The organism is Bradyrhizobium sp. SBR1B, assembly GCF_014198205.1.
Taxonomy (GTDB): Bacteria; Pseudomonadota; Alphaproteobacteria; order Rhizobiales; family Xanthobacteraceae; genus Bradyrhizobium.
On record NZ_JACIHC010000009.1, the window covers coordinates 166,937 to 182,086 of the forward strand.

A 15,150-nucleotide genomic window follows, 5' to 3' on the forward strand; every position below is an offset into this window, starting at 1 on the left:
AGCGACGGCGAACCAAGCAAGTCCGCAATTGCATATCGACGCCCGGATCCAAATTGGGTTCCGGCCGTAACGGCGTGTCGTTCGGGCTATGTCAAATAAGTGAGCGTAGGTGTCGGAACGAGGGGCCGCCGGACGTCTTCACGGAGAGGCCCCAACCAGAGGTCACGCCATGAATAGTTCCATACTGAAGCCTGCTTCCGAGCTCGCTCGCACGAACAAAGCTCATTTTCCCAACGAAAGCGCCGACTACCGCCGCACCCGCCAAAGCCTCCTGGCCGAGGAGATCGAACTGCGTCGTCATATCGAGCGTGTCGCTGAACTGCGCCGGTCCCTGCCGCCCGGGGGCGAGGTGAAGAAGGACTACGTGTTCGAAGGCGAGAACGGCAAAGCGAGTTTCGCCGATTTGTTTGACGGCAAGCAGACGCTCGCGATCTACAGCTACATGTTCGGGCCGCAGCGGCAGACGCCCTGCCCGATGTGCACCTCATTCATGAGCACGTGGGAACATAAATTGCCCGACATCGAGCAGCGTATCGCCTTCGTCTTCATCGCGCGATCGCCGATCGCGCGGTTGATCGAGGCAAAGAAGGCGCGCGGCTGGACACGACACAAGATCTTCTCCGACCTCTCCGGCGATTACACGCGCGACTACGTCAGCGCCGAGGACGCCGACGTGCCCGGCTACAGCGTGTTCACGCAGCGCAACGGCACGATCCGGCATTTCTGGTCCGGCGAGATGGGTGCCACGATGGCTGACCCCCAACAGGATCCCCGCGGCGCGCCCGACTTCGATCCGCTCTGGACCATCTTAGACACCACGCCAGAGGGGCGCGGTACCGACTGGTATCCAAAGCTCGCTTACTGAAGGCTTCTGTTGTCATTGATCATGCGTGCTCGCGGCTTCGCGGGCATGTCGCAATTGTTCATGGCAGTCGGCGGCCTCGGCCGTGCACGATCGCTCGATGCGGATTGACCTCGATCGCTGGCGCCCCCTTGCGCGGGGCGCGGCCATCACCAAGAGTACCGCAGCGCCACTGTGCCGGCGTAGAGGTCCGAGCGCTTGGCAAATTCACCATCGAATTTGGCAAGCAGTTTCCAGTTCTGGTTCAGGTACCAATCGGCGCCAATCGAGGCGAGGCCGGAATCGTGCGGAATCGGTGCGCCGAACACGGTGAAGTTCGAGAGCGGCAACGCCTGAAACGCTGCATTGAGCCAAGGCGTATCGACGAAATCGTGTGCCCAGGCCAGTCGCGCGCGCACGATCAGCGGCGTGCCACCGAGCAGTGTCGGATGATCAAAACGGGCACCGAGCTCGGTTCGGACATCGGTGGCTTGCTTGGCTGCGTAGGTCAGGCCGAAGCCCAGATTATTCACGTCGGTCTCGCTGTAGGCGCCGGAGCGAAATGCCTGCGCCTGCGCCGCCGCATAGGGCGTGATCCCGAAGTTGGGCGTCACGGCAAGACGGTAACCTCCTTCGATGCGCGCGCCAATGCTCTGGCCGGTGAAGGTCGCGCGCAGATTGCCGCCGAGCGCGGTTCGGTCGGTCGTGAACCAGTGATTGGCAAAAGCGATCGACTCGGCGATGTAGGCCGGACCGATCACCGTCCTCGCATAAGCGCCGATTTGCGCGGACTCGCTGCGGCCGCTGCCGAGGCTGTTCGACAATCCCCAATTGGTGCCGCCGCCGGCCGCAGCCAGGCCGATCACCGTCGAGGGCGAGAGGCGATAATCGATACCGCCGGCGACCCCATAGGTGCTGAGCCTGGTGTCGGTCGAACCGATCACGGGATCGCCGCTGGTCTTGCCGCTGCCGCCGAACGCAGCATTCCACAGGCTCCAGCGCTGCGCGAAGCTTGCAGGTGGCGGCGCCTTGAACACCGATGCGTAGGCCTGCGCCAAGTCCGGCGGCAGGTTGGCCTGCTCCTCCGGCGCAAAGCCGGTGACACCACCGCCCGTGGCGGCGCCGAAATGGCCGTCGACAAAGGGGTTGAGCATTAAATTGAGAAACTGGTCCATGAAGCGGAAGGAGGCGCGCTGCGCCCCTGTCGCCGCTTCGCCGTCAAGGGACGTGAATGCGGCACGCGCCTGCACAGCGGAAAGGCCCACAAGGGCGTTGAAGAGCGGTCCGCTGAAGCCATTGGCGTTGCCCGCCGCGTTCAGCGCGGACGCGACGTTGAACTGATTGACCGTCTGCGTGACCGTCGTGAAGTCCACATTACCGCCAGCGCCATTGCCCGTGATGTTCAGGTAGACGTGCGTCGCATCGTACGACAGCGATTCCTGCAAGAAGGCTGACGTCGATGACGCGGAGAACGAGGCAAACGTGCCGCTGATCGCGCTCGCCGTGATGATGGTGTGCTGGCCGAGAGGACTGCCCGAACCGCCGGAGATCGTCGCCGACACTGTTGCGCCCGACACCGTCGCTACGCCGGTTGCGGTGATGGAATCGTTGGCCGCGCCACTGAGGCGGATGGTGTAGGCCGAACCTGGCGCCAGGAACATCGGACCGTTGACGTTCAGCGTTGCGCCAACCGTCGAGCCGGGCAGCGCCGGCATCAGCGAACCAGCCTGCAATTGGATTCCGCCGGTGATGGCGCCGCCCGGACTGATGGCATTGGAGCCACCGGTTAGCTCGATCGCAAATTGCCTGACCGTTCCGCCGCCGTCGAGACCGCCGCTGATCGTGCCGCTGTTGGTGATCGTGAGGCCGGAGCCAATGACGCCGGCACCGCCCGCGCCTGCAGTGCCGGAAGGGTCGGGAGCGCCACTATTGCCACCGACGATCTGGCCGGCGTTGATCAGGGTTGCGCCCGAAGCGGCAAACTGAACAGCGGCACCACCTGCGCCGCTCATTCCGACAGCGACGCCCGCTCCGCCGGTTCCGCCGGCCACTGATCCAGTATTTTTGAATATCGAATCTGCTCCTTGAAACAGGACGCCCGTTCCGCCTGTGCCGCCGGCACCGGGGAGTCCCACTCGAATGTCACTTGTCCCGCTGAGGCCGCCGTTGCCCCCACCACCCGCTCCCCCCAAGAGTCCTCCAGCACCACCGGCTCCGGCAATCACCGAGCCTGAGTTGATGAAGGTGACGGCGGAACCGGTAAAGACCGCACCGGCCCCGCCAGTTCCTCCGTTCCCGCCGTTTCCACCAGTTCCGAACACAAGATATGTGCCGGTTGTCCCATCGGTCGTTTCCAATCCCGACCCGAATCCGCCGTTTCCGCCTGCGCCACCGGCGCCGCCTGTGGCAATCGCCGTATTGACCACGGTGATATTGAACCCGGTCACTTCAAAAGCGGCGCGACCACTGCCGCCGCTACCGCCGTTGCCGCCAGTTCCGATCGCAGCCGCATGTCCTCCCGCGCCGGTGGCCGCCGCGACAGCGATCCCGTCGCCGCCGGTCCCGCCCGCGCCGCCGGCTCCGCCGATGCTGTTGGCATTGAAGGTAAAGGACCCGGCTTGCAGGTTTCCGATCCCGCCATCGCCGCCGTTTCCGCCGTAGCCACCAGCGGCGCGCGCAATGACAGAATCCCCCGCGCCATTCGACGACGCATTTACTTCTCCTGCGCCGCCCGCCCCGCCCGCACCTCCCGAACCGCCGGTGCCGAGGCCAGAGCCGCCGCCGCCGCCACCACCACCTCCCGACCCGCGGGAAGCAAAGTTTCCAGCAGGGGCGTTGAGTACAGAATCTATAGGATTACCTCCGTTGCCGCCGTTGCCGCCGATGACGCCGCCGCTGAACCCACCGCCGCCTCCGCCGCCCCCGCTGCCGCTACCGTTGCCGCCATTTGCCCCGTTTAGAGAGCCGGCCGTTCCGCCCGCGCCACCCGCGCCGGCACTAAAACCCCCGCCTGTGCCTCCGCTTCCACCTCCGCCCGCACCACCACCTCCTCCACTGCCCGCATCGGTAGCGGAATCGATAGCGGCCGTACCATCACCTCCCGCTGCGCCAGCATCACCGATACCGCCGGCGCCGCCTACGGCCAGGCCGGTCGCACCGCCGGTTCCGCCATCGGCATGGGCCGCCGTCGTGAGACCGCTTGCCAGGAGCAAGCCGAGAGCCGCGCCGGCCAGCAATGCGTTTCGCCTGCGCTCGAACAACGTGCTGAAATTCATGACCCCCTCCGAGGGAAACGCATTGGCGTCCCATTCCCTGCTGTCAGCGCGGCGTGCTGCGCTGCCGACAAACCCGTAACCAGCGGCGCGCTCGGCGTTGAATCGAGCGCTCGGGACAATCTGGCATGGTTGGCGCGCGTGGGCTGTCGTCGAGGCGCAACAACGCTTTCCGCACGCTTGATCTAAGGCGCGGCAGGCTTTGCAAATTGCGAGTCAGCGAGGGACGGGCGGCGCCGTTTCAACAGCATTGCAACGCATGAGACGAGGATGTCCACGCTTGTGCACGCGCGTCGCATGAGGAGTCGGGCGTTCGGCGCGATGGCTGGTCGTTGATCTATTGCGAACTCGCTCTTTTCTTTTTGCGAACACTTCCCCGCGCCAGCGCCGAAAAAAGCAGCATAACACCGTCGCTATGCACGTTGCCGTACTTAAGCCGAATGGTTACGGTTGCCGAAATTTCCCGGTGCCAATCGCCATGCATGTCGATGACATTGACCCAAAGCCGACGCGGTTTACGACGGACGAGCTTCCCGAACGTGACAGGCTGACCCGCTGGCGGGAGGAGTTCGGCAGGACCATCGTCAGTGTCGATATTGCGCCGTTGGCGCCGGAGGTCCCGTTCCGCGCCGAGGCCATGTTGCAGAGATTGCCGGGCGTGCGAATGGCGCTGTGCGACGGCACAGCGGCGGCGCTCGAGCGGACGCGCGCGCAGGCGGCGGCCAGTGACGACTCCGTCGGAATGATCGTCAATCTCGGTACGTCGGCACTGGCGTTTCAGCGTGGTACCGAGGTGACGCTGAACCTCGGCGACGCGGTACTCGTACGTCCGGACGAGCCCGGCCGGCTGTGCGGGACAACTCACCTCGCGCTGCTCTTTCCGCGAACGCCGCTCGCCGAGCGCCTGCATGATGTGAGCAGCGTTTTCATGAAGCCGGTGTCCGGCCGCCAGCAGGCGCTGCAGCTGTTTCTGCGCTACCTCCGGATGATCCAGGCCGATATGGAGCCGACCGATCCTGCCTTGCAGCAGGTGATCGTCAATCACATCCACGACCTTGCCGCGCTCGCCATCGGCGCGAACCGCGGCACGCTCGAGCAAGGCAAGGGCGCCGTTGCCGCGGCGCGACTTGCATCGGCCATCGAGCATATCGGCAAGCACTTCGCCGATCCTGCGCTTTCGGTCGCAAGCGTCGCGCGCCAACAGGACATTTCGCCGCGCTACCTGCAGGAATTGCTCGAGCAGTCCGGCGCATCATTCGTCGCGCGCGTCAACGAGCTGCGGTTGAAGCGCGCCTTCGCGCTGCTCACACGGTTTCCGAACCGGCCCATCGCCGAGATCGCCGCGCAAGTCGGATTCTCCAGCGTGTCGCATTTCAACCGCCTGTTCCGGCTTCGGTTCGGCGACAGTCCGAGCGGAGTGCGCAGCCGGGACTAAAGCGCGATGAGCCTGGAATGAATCGTCATTGCGCTGACGGCCCGAGACAGTTCGACGATCCGTCGCCCAAAACAAAAATGGCCCGCTTTTCGCGGGCCATTTTCGTATCGGATCCGGTGAAATCCGAATTTGGTTGCGGGGATAGGATTTGAACCTATGACCTTCAGGTTATGAGCCTGACGAGCTACCGGGCTGCTCCACCCCGCGTTAAACACTTGCTTTGCCTTCAGTTGGATCCCGGGGACGGTCGGTTGAGGCCTGCGCTGTTCGCGTGGCTTTTCTCGTCCGTCCCAAAGGCTTCCTTGGAAGGCAACCCGGGGCAAAGCCCGTCGGGTGCGGGGCGTATGTATCAAGGCGAGCTGCCTTTGGAAAGGGCTGCGGGAACGTTTTTTTCGACTTTATGACAGGGGAAGCGACCGATTTTGGCTGCGTTCCCTGTGCTCTTGCCAGAAGTTCCACAAAGGGCCAGCTTGCGGCAACAAGATTAAGGCTGAAACGCCGGTGAGGGAGGATCGCCGTGGACAAATCCCTGACGAGCGCCCCGGTCGGAGCGCTGGAGGAGGCCTTCCACAACATGGTCGTGCCGTCGCGGGACGAGCCGCCGGCCGGCCTTGCCGAGCGGCTTGACCGGCTGGCGCGGCTGCGCGCCGTGATCGCCGACAATGAGGAGCGCTTCCGGCAGGCGATCTCGGCCGATTTCGGCCACCGCTCGGCTGTCGAGACCACCATCGCCGAGACGATGTTGCTGTTTTCCGAGATCCGGCACGCCACAAAGTACCTCAAGAGCTGGATGGCGCCGCAGCGCGTCGCGACCGCGCTGCAATTCCTGCCGGCGCGCAACCGGCTGATGCCGCAGCCGCTCGGCGTCGTCGGCATCATCGCGCCCTGGAATTATCCGCTCCAGCTCACGCTCGCGCCTGCGATCGGCGCGCTAGCCGCCGGCAACCGCGTCCTGATCAAGCCGAGCGAGCTCACGCCGCACTTCGCAGGCCTGCTGAAGGAGACGGTCGCCGCGCGATTCGATGCGACCGAGCTGCTCGTCACCGGCATCGAGGGCGAGATCGCAGAGGCGTTTGCGCGCCTGCCGTTCGATCACCTCGTGTTCACCGGCTCGACCCGGGTCGGGCGGCTGGTCGCGGAGGCCGCGGGGCGTAACCTGACGCCGGTTACCCTCGAGCTCGGCGGCAAGTCGCCTGCGATCATCGACGCCTCGGCCGACCTCGATGAAGCGGCCGAGCGCATCGCCTACGGCAAGTTGCTCAATGCAGGGCAGACCTGCATCGCGCCGGACTATGTGCTGGTGCCGGAGCGCTCGTTGCAGGCCTTCGCCGAGAACGTGCGCGCCCAGATGCGGCGGATGTTCGGCACCGATCCGGCGAACAAGGACTACACCTCGATCATCTCGGACCAGCATTACACCCGGCTCGAAGGCCTCGTAGCGGACGCGGCGGAGCGCGGCGCCAAAATCCTGCAGCCGGCGAAAGCGGACGATCCGAACTGGAAGGCGCACCGCAAATTCCCGCCGACGCTGATCGTCGGGGCGACCGACGCGATGGCGGCGATGCAGGAGGAGATTTTTGGGCCGGTGCTCCCGATTCTCGGCTATCGCGATCCCACTGACGCCATCGCCTTCATCAACCATCGCGACCGGCCGCTGGCGCTGTACTGGTTCGGCAAGGACGGCACCGCGCGCGACGAGGTGCTGGCCCGCACCATCTCCGGCGGCGTCACCATCAACGACTGCCTGTTTCACTTCACGCAAATCAACCAGCCGATGGGCGGCGTCGGCGCATCCGGCACCGGCGCCTATCACGGCGAATGGGGCTTTCGCACGTTCAGCAAGTTGAAGCCGGTATTCTATCGCTCCAAGTTCAACCGCCTCGCCGATCTCTATCCGCCCTATGGCGGCAAGATCGCGCGGTTGGAGAAGTTGATGCGGTTCACGTCGTAGGGGCAGTCGTTCCGGGGCGCGAAGCGCGAACCCGGAGTGACGATAGGGGGAAACAAGTGACCGACACATTCGATTTCGTCGTCGTGGGCGCGGGCTCCGGCGGCTGCACAATTGCGGGGCGGCTGTCGGAGGATGCGGCGACGTCCGTGGCGTTGCTCGATGCGGGCGGGACGAACGACAATTGGCGCATCACCACACCGTTTGGGCTCGCCCTGCCCTACAAAACGGCCAACTGGGCCTTCGACACGGTGCCGCAGAAGGGATTGAACGGCCGCATTGGCTATCAGCCGCGCGGCAAGGGTCTTGGCGGCTCCTCGGCGATCAACGCCATGGTCTACATTCGCGGCCACAAATGGGACTACGACCACTGGGCTTCGCTCGGCAATGCCGGCTGGTCGTATGCGGACGTGCTGCCCTATTTCAAGCGCTCGGAGAACAATTCCGATTTCGACGGCGAGTATCACGGCAAGGGCGGCCCACTGCATGTCAACCGGCTCCGCGCGGACAATCCGATCCATGATGTCTTCCATCAGGCCGCACGCGAGGCGCAGTTCCGCATTCGCGAGGACTTCAATGGTGAGGATCACGAAGGGCTCGGCAGCTATCAGGTGACGCAGCACAATGGCGAACGCTGGAGCGCGGCGCGCGCCTATGTGCACCCCCACATCGACAAGCGCGCAAATCTGCGCGTCGAGACGGGGGCACACGCCACGAAAATCCTGTTCGAAGGGGCGCGCGCCGTCGGCATCGAATATGTGCAGGGCAAGCAGACGAAGCAGCTGCGCGCGCGCCGCGAGGTGATACTTGCCGGCGGCGCCTTCCAGTCACCGCAATTGCTGATGCTGTCGGGCATCGGCGATGGCGATGCGCTTCGAACGCACGGCATTGGCGTGCTCCATCATCTGCCCGGCGTCGGGCGCAATCTGCAGGACCACCCGGATTTCGTGTTCGTCTACGCCTCCGACTATCCGCACTTCGTTCATGCCTCGCTCGGCCGGTTGCCGTCCCTGCTCCGTGCCATCCAGCGCTATCGCCGTGAACGGCGCGGCCTGATGACCACCAATTTCGCCGAGTGCGGCGGCTTTTTGAAAACCCGGCCTGACCTCGACGTACCTGACATCCAGCTCCACTTCGTCATCGCGATGCTCGACGACCACGGCCGCAAGAAGCACAAGGAGGCGGGCTTCTCGTGTCACGTCTGCCTGCTGCGGCCGAAGAGCCGCGGCAGCGTGTCGCTGAAGAGCGCCGATCCGCTCGCAGCGCCCATGATCGATCCGAACTTTTTGGGCGAAGCGGAGGATCTCGAGACGATGGTCGCGGGCTTCAAGACCACGCGACGGCTGATGGAGACGCCGGCGCTGCGCGCGCTGCAGAAGAAGGACATGTTCACGTCCGACGTGAGAACCGACGACGACATCCGCAACATTTTGCGCAATCGCGTCGACACGGTCTATCACCCCGTCGGCACCTGCAAGATGGGGACGGATGCGATGGCCGTGGTCGATCCGGCACTGAAGGTACACGGCGTCGAGGCCTTGCGCGTCGTCGACGCCTCGATCATGCCGACGCTGATCGGCGGCAACACCAATGCGCCGACCATCATGATCGGGGAGAAGGCGGCGGATCTGATCCGGGCGGGTTAGTCGGCCGCTGCGGTTATGTATCCCGGATCTGCGCGCGCTTGAGGCGCGCTTGTCCGGGACGCCAGTGAGACTTAGTTCAACAGGAAACCACCGTCGACGGTAATCACACTCCCCGTCATGTACCGCGACGCCTGTGACGCCAGCAGCAGAATCGCGCCGTCGAGATCGGACTCGGCGCCGACACGGCGCTGCGGGATGCGCTTGGCCAGGCGCTCGCCTGCGGGGGTCGACCAGAAGGCGTGGTTCATCTCGGTGTCGATATAGCCGGGCGCGAGCGCGTTGATGCGGATGTTCTGACCGGCGAGCTCCAGCGCCATCGCCTTGGTGGCCTGGATGATGCCGGCCTTGGAGATCGCGTAAGGCGACACCGCCTTCAGGACGCCGGTGCCGAGCACGGAGGCGATGTTGACGATGTTGCCTGACTGCTTGCGCGCGATCATGCGCCGCGCGACTTCCGTCGCGAGGAAATAGGCGCCCTTGAGATTTGCGCCAATCACCGCGTCCCAATCCGCTTCGGTCTGCTCGGTGGCGAGCTTCTCGATGGCGATGCCGGCATTGTTGATCAGCACCGTGACGGGACCGAGCGCAGCCTCTGCCGCATCGACGGCCCGCGCGATCGAGGCCGTGTCGGTGACGTCGAGCGCGACCGCGGCGGCGCGGCCGCCTTTGCCGCGGATTTCCTCCTCCAGGCTCTTCAGCTTGTCGGCCTGACGCGCCGCGAGCGCGACGGCCGCCCCGTGGGCGGCGAGCACCCGGGCAAATTGCCGCCCCAGCCCCTGGCTCGCGCCCGTGACGAGGATGGTTTCTTTACTGACGTCGAATAGGCCTGACATTGGCGTAACCCTCGAGCTTTTGGAGCCATCAATACAGACGATTTTAGCGATCTGAAACCGGAATGATCGGTCCGGCGTTCATTCGTTCCATTGAGGCAGGCTTGCTCATGAACAATTTCGATCTCGCCGTCTATGCCGCGCTCGCCATCGCGGCCGGCTTCGGCTTCAGGACCGGCCTGCTCCGCAGCGCCATGACCATCCTCGCCTATCTCCTCGCTGCGCCGATCGCGGTCGCGCTGATGCCGCTGATCGCGCCGCAAATCGCCGGCAATCCGAATGCGCCTCTGCTGCAGAACTGGATCTGGCTGTTCGGCATCTTCGTGGTGGTCGGCATGCTGTTCGGCTATATCGGCCGCCTGGTGCTGAACGACACCATCCGCGACGCCGGTATCGGCGACCGGCTCGGCGGCGCCGCGCTCGGCGCCGTCAGGGTCGGTCTCGTCGCCACCACGCTGGTCCTGGTGTTCGACCAGATCGTGCCGGCCAACAAACAGCCGCCGTTTCTCGCCGGCTCGCATCTGCGGCCGCTGTTCTCGACGGCGGGTCAGATGGGCTTCAAATCGCTGCCCCCGGAAGCGAGCTCCGCGATCGACCGCCTCAAGCAGGAGCGGCGCATCTGACGCGCGAGAAGATCGCGCCTTTGTTGTTTGGGCATGAACTTTTCGGAAAACCGCTACGCACTTTTCCGGATCATGCCTGCGCATTTGCATCGCCGCGCGGACGCGCCATGCATTTTGATGCGAGCCCATGCCTTATCAGCGGCACCGATGTTGGCTAGAATAGCGGCATCCAAAACCTGCCTGACATTACGGGAGTGAAACAGTGGATCTTGGGATCAAAGGTCGCCGCGCCATCGTCTGCGCATCCAGCAAGGGTCTCGGGCGCGCCTGCGCCATCTCGCTGGCTGATGCCGGCGTTGACGTCACGCTGACCGCGCGCGGCGCGGAAGCTTTGAAGAAAACGGCGGACGAGATCCGGAAGGCCTATCCTGATGTGAAGGTCACCGAGATCGTCGGCGACATCACGACGCCGGCCGGGCGCGAAGCCGTGCTGAAGGCCTGCCCCGAGCCCGACATCCTGATCAACAATGCCGGCGGTCCACCGCCCGGCGATTTCCGCAACTGGACCCGCGACGACTGGATCAAGGCGATCGACGCCAACATGCTGACGCCGATCGAGCTGATCAAGGCGACCGTGGACGGCATGATGGCGCGCAAGTTCGGCCGCATCGTCAACATCACCTCGGCCGCGGTGAAGGCGCCGATCGATATCCTCGGCCTCTCCAACGGCGCGCGCGCCGGCCTCACCGGCTTCATCGCCGGCCTGTCGCGCAAGACCGTGATCAACAACGTCACCATCAACGGCCTGCTGCCCGGCCCGTTCGAGACGGATCGCCTGACCGGCACCGCAAAGGCCGAGGCCGACAAGCGCGGCGTCTCGGCCGAGCAGATCCTGACCGAGCGCGCCAAGCTCAACCCCGCCGGCCGCTTCGGCCAGCCCGACGAATTCGGCTATGCCTGCGCCTTCCTGTGCGGCGCCAAGGCCGGCTTCATTACGGGGCAGAACATCCTCCTGGATGGCGGCGCGTTCCCGGGGACGTTGTAACCCATCATCGCATCCGCAGCGGCGCATTCCACGAAAGATCGTCATGCCCGGGCTTGTCCCGGGCATCCACGTTCTTTGTTCGGCAAAGTAAGACGTGGATGGCCGGGTCAAGCCCGGCCATAACGATGTGGAGGCGTCAGAGCCCCGATCATCACCGCTGCTTCGTCGGCTCGTCTTCGTCCTGCTGGCTCGGACCAGACGAGTCGGCCGTCGTGCGCTCGTCGGTCCAGTCGATGCCGAATTCGTCGAGACCATCGGCGAGCAGATCGCCCAGCATCGGCTCGCCAAGCAGATAATGCACGGTTTCGCGGCGCGGGCTGCGATATTCGGTGCGCGCCTCCACCGCGCGGGCGCGCAAATCGTCCCACTCGTCGATCGTGCCGTCACCGCGACCGAGCCATGTCAGCGCGACGAGATCGAGCTGCTCGTCCTCGTTCAGGGCGATCATGAAGCTTCCGAGTTCTTGGACGACAGGATCGGAGCCGTCGTCCTCGAGAACATCGAGCGCGTCGTCATCGCTCGCGTTCGAGCCGGAATCCGGATCGGAATCGCCCTCCTTGACGTCGAATTCACGCGCCTTCTCGATGATGAAGGCGACCTTCTCCGCGGAAATCGCAAGCTCTGGCATGGCTTCCTCTTCGGCTTTTTCCTGGGGTTCCCGCGATAACGCCGCACCGCGTCAGATGATCCATTGCGCTTGATGGCGGAAACGGCGCATCTTTCGGCATCAAGGCAAGAACATGGGAAGGCGCCGGATGCAGTGGAAGGTCGGCCAAGTCAAAATCACCAAGATTGTGGAGCTGGAGACGGTCGGCTCGACCCGCTTCATCCTGCCGCTCGCGAGCAACGCAGAGGTTCAGAAGCTGCCCTGGCTGATCCCGCATTTTGCCACCGAAGAGGGCCGGCTGAAAATGTCGATCCATTCGCTGGTGGTGGAGACGCCTTCGCGCCGCATCGTTGTCGATACGGGCCTCGGCAACGACAAGCAGGGCCGCAATGTTCCGACCTGGAACAACCGCACCACACCGTTCCTGGCGACGATGATGGCGGCGGGCTTTGCGCCCGACAGCATCGACACGGTGCTATGCACGCATCTTCATGTCGATCATGTCGGATGGAATACGCGGCTGGTCGACGGCCGATGGGTGCCGACATTTGCCAAGGCACGCTACGTCTTCGGCAAGACCGAATACGAGCATTGGCTGGAACATTCGACCGAGCCGGACAAGCGGGCCGTGTTCGAGGATTCCGTGAAGCCGATCGTCGATGCCGGCCGGGCCGATCTGATCCCGAGCGATCACCAGCTGTGCGAGGAGATCAGCATGATCCCGACCCCCGGCCACAGTCCCGGCCATATGAGCATTCTCATCCGATCGGATGGCGAACAGGGTCTGCTCACGGGTGACGTCGCCCATCACCCTTGCCAGATGGCACATCTCGACTGGTCCTCGACCGCCGATTCCGACCAGACGCAGTCGGCCGAAACACGACGCGAATTGTTCGGCCGCTTTGCCGACACGCCGACGCTGGTGATCGGCGGCCATTTCTCGGCCGGGCATATCAGGCGGGATGGAGAGGCATTCAGGTTTGTGGCGCTGCAATCGTAGAATTCGTAGGGTGGATTAGCCCTGCAGATGCGCGAAGCGCATCTGCTCGGCGTAATCCACCTCTTCCGTCCTCGCGGAGGCAGACGTGGTGGGTTACGCCTTCGGCTAACCCACCTCCGCCTACGCCACGAGGGAAGGGCTGCAATGCGCCCCGCTCTGGGCGGTTGAATTTCCCGCCGCCCTGTTCCATGAAGCTGTTTAACCGATCGGTCCATTCCTAGGGAGAAACGAGAATGAAGCTTGTTCGTTATGGCGAGAAGGGCGCGGAAAAGCCCGGCCTGATCGACAAATCCGGCCAGTTACGCGACCTGTCGGCGCATCTGAAGGACCTCACCGGCGAGGCCTATTCGCCCGAGAGCCTGAAGAAGCTGGCAGGCCTCGACCCCGCCTCACTCCCGGCGGTCTCCGGCAAGCCGCGGTTCGGCGCGCCCGTCACCGGCATCTCGAAATTCGTCGCGATCGGCCTCAACTACTCCGACCATGCCAAGGAGACCGGCGCCGATATCCCGAGCGAGCCGATCATCTTCATGAAGGCAAACACATCGCTGTCCGGCCCGAACGATGCGGTCGAAAAGCCGCGCGGCTCGACCAAGCTCGACTGGGAGGTCGAGATCGCCGCGATCATCGGCACCCGTGCGAAATATGTCTCGGAAGCCGACGCGCTGAACCACGTCGCCGGCTACTGCGTCTGCAACGACGTCTCCGAGCGCGCCTTCCAGATCGAGCGCCTCGGACAGTGGACCAAGGGCAAGTCGCACGACACGTTCGGCCCGCTCGGACCGTGGCTCGCAACCAAGGACGAGATCAAGGACGTGCAGAACCTGTCGATGTGGCTGGATGTCAACGGCCAGCGCCGCCAGACCGGCTCGACCAAGACCATGATCTTCTCCATGGCCAAGTGCATCTCCTATGTCTCGCAGTTCATGACGTTGCTGCCCGGCGACGTCATCACGACCGGCACCCCGCCCGGCGTCGGCCTCGGCATGAAGCCGCCGACCTTCCTCAATGTCGGCGACGTCGTCAGCCTCGGCATCGAGGGTCTCGGCGAGCAGAGGCAGGAGATTATCGCGGCGTAAGCCGCCGCCCTCATCCTGAGGAGCGCGCAACGCGCGCGTCTCGAAGGATGCGCCACAAGCACGGTTGCCCGGCGTTCGCGCCGGGCAACGAGAGAGCGTCCCTCGTTGTCCATCCTTCGGGACGCGCGCCAAGAGGCGCGCTCCTCAGGATGAGGACTGTGTGCCTGGATAGAGGTTATTTCCAATGAAACTCACCTTCTCCCCCGCCTCGCCCTTCGCCCGCAAGGTGCGCATCGCCGCGATCGAGCTCGGGTTGATCGACAAGATCGAGCTCGTGCCCGCAAGCGTCGCACCGGGCACGGCCAATGAGGACTATTCGAAGATCACGCCGCTGAAGAAGCTGCCGGTGCTGATCACCAATGATGGCGACGTCATCCTGGATTCCTACGTCATCGTCGAATATCTCAACGAGATCGCCGGCGGCAGCCTGATCCCGGATTATGGCCCGCGGCGCTGGAAGGCCAAGACCAATCACTCGCTGATCAACGGCATGCTCGATTCCATGCTGCTGTGCCGCTACGAGAAGATGGTGCGGCCGCAGGGCCTGCAATGGCAGGCGTGGTCGGACGACCATTGGAACCGCGCCTGGACCGGCATGGCGCGCTTCGAGAACATGCCCGAAGTCCTCAATGGTCCCTTCGACATCTCGCAGATCGGCCTCGTTTGCGTGCTCGGCTATGCCGATTTCCGCTTCGCCGATTGCGGCTGGCGCAAGGCCTATCCGAAGCTCGACGCCTTCCATCAGAAGATGCTGGAGCGGCCCTCCGTGAAGATCTCGGTGCCGCCGGCCAGCTAAAGCGCGATGATCGTCATCGCGCTTTAGCTTGATTGTCTGAGCATGATCCTGTCGGAAAACCGCTGCACACTTTTCCGGAATCATGCTGTAC

Annotated in this window: 12 protein-coding genes and 1 tRNA gene; 9 read left to right on the forward strand and 4 right to left on the reverse strand. The window is 64.2% G+C overall.

The features are described from left to right. Positions 1-169 precede the first annotated feature (169 nt). Positions 170-865, forward strand: coding sequence for a DUF899 family protein (locus GGD61_RS23365; RefSeq protein WP_092254257.1), 696 nt, complete (start codon positions 170-172; stop codon positions 863-865). Positions 866-1,011: 146 nt separating this feature from the next. On the opposite strand, the gene GGD61_RS41270 is transcribed toward GGD61_RS23365, so the two are convergent. Continuing rightward, the gene (locus GGD61_RS41270; protein WP_143109034.1) at positions 1,012-4,116 is read right to left on the reverse strand and encodes an autotransporter outer membrane beta-barrel domain-containing protein; all 3,105 of its coding nucleotides are present in this window, start codon (positions 4,114-4,116) and stop codon (positions 1,012-1,014) included. A 475-nt stretch (positions 4,117-4,591) separates the two neighbouring features. Between GGD61_RS41270 and GGD61_RS23375 the strand changes: the two genes are divergently transcribed. Continuing rightward, positions 4,592-5,548: an AraC family transcriptional regulator gene (locus GGD61_RS23375; protein ID WP_177237028.1), complete on the forward strand. Its 957-nt coding sequence runs from the start codon at positions 4,592-4,594 to the stop codon at positions 5,546-5,548. Between the two features lie 130 nt (positions 5,549-5,678). Here the strand turns inward: GGD61_RS23375 and GGD61_RS23380 are convergent. Continuing rightward, positions 5,679-5,755, reverse strand: a tRNA-Met gene (locus GGD61_RS23380). Positions 5,756-6,122: 367 nt separating this feature from the next. On the opposite strand from GGD61_RS23380, the gene GGD61_RS23385 reads away from it, so the two are divergent. Both GGD61_RS23385 and GGD61_RS23390 read left to right on the forward strand, forming a co-directional pair. After that, positions 6,123-7,499: a coniferyl aldehyde dehydrogenase gene (locus GGD61_RS23385; protein WP_246785988.1), complete on the forward strand. Its 1,377-nt coding sequence runs from the start codon at positions 6,123-6,125 to the stop codon at positions 7,497-7,499. Between the two features lie 56 nt (positions 7,500-7,555). Continuing rightward, entirely contained in the window at positions 7,556-9,142 is a 1,587-nt protein-coding gene (locus tag GGD61_RS23390; protein ID WP_092254247.1) for a GMC family oxidoreductase, read from the forward strand. A 71-nt stretch (positions 9,143-9,213) separates the two neighbouring features. On the opposite strand, the gene GGD61_RS23395 is transcribed toward GGD61_RS23390, so the two are convergent. Further along, positions 9,214-9,975, reverse strand: a complete 762-nt coding sequence (locus GGD61_RS23395; protein WP_028140629.1) for an SDR family oxidoreductase — start codon at positions 9,973-9,975, stop codon at positions 9,214-9,216. Between the two features lie 107 nt (positions 9,976-10,082). On the opposite strand from GGD61_RS23395, the gene GGD61_RS23400 reads away from it, so the two are divergent. Together GGD61_RS23400 and GGD61_RS23405 are read left to right on the forward strand one after the other, a co-directional pair. Continuing rightward, a complete protein-coding gene (locus tag GGD61_RS23400; RefSeq protein WP_092254887.1) occupies positions 10,083-10,595 on the forward strand; it encodes a CvpA family protein in 513 nt (170 codons plus the stop codon). Positions 10,596-10,797: 202 nt separating this feature from the next. After that, positions 10,798-11,580 (forward strand): SDR family oxidoreductase, encoded by a 783-nt coding sequence (locus GGD61_RS23405; RefSeq protein WP_018321389.1) that lies wholly within the window; start codon positions 10,798-10,800, stop codon positions 11,578-11,580. Between the two features lie 151 nt (positions 11,581-11,731). On the opposite strand, the gene GGD61_RS23410 is transcribed toward GGD61_RS23405, so the two are convergent. Further along, positions 11,732-12,208, reverse strand: coding sequence for a DUF3775 domain-containing protein (locus GGD61_RS23410; RefSeq protein WP_026202540.1), 477 nt, complete (start codon positions 12,206-12,208; stop codon positions 11,732-11,734). A gap of 127 nt (positions 12,209-12,335) precedes the next feature. Between GGD61_RS23410 and GGD61_RS23415 the strand changes: the two genes are divergently transcribed. From GGD61_RS23415 to GGD61_RS23425, 3 genes are all read left to right on the forward strand, one after another. Continuing rightward, positions 12,336-13,187, forward strand: coding sequence for an MBL fold metallo-hydrolase (locus tag GGD61_RS23415; RefSeq protein WP_177237027.1), 852 nt, complete (start codon positions 12,336-12,338; stop codon positions 13,185-13,187). 233 nt (positions 13,188-13,420) lie between these two features. Next, positions 13,421-14,263: a fumarylacetoacetate hydrolase family protein gene (locus GGD61_RS23420; RefSeq protein WP_018321387.1), complete on the forward strand. Its 843-nt coding sequence runs from the start codon at positions 13,421-13,423 to the stop codon at positions 14,261-14,263. 184 nt (positions 14,264-14,447) lie between these two features. Continuing rightward, complete coding sequence (locus tag GGD61_RS23425; RefSeq protein ID WP_092254243.1) at positions 14,448-15,059, forward strand: glutathione S-transferase family protein; 612 nt, start codon at positions 14,448-14,450, stop codon at positions 15,057-15,059. Positions 15,060-15,150: the final 91 nt, after the last annotated feature.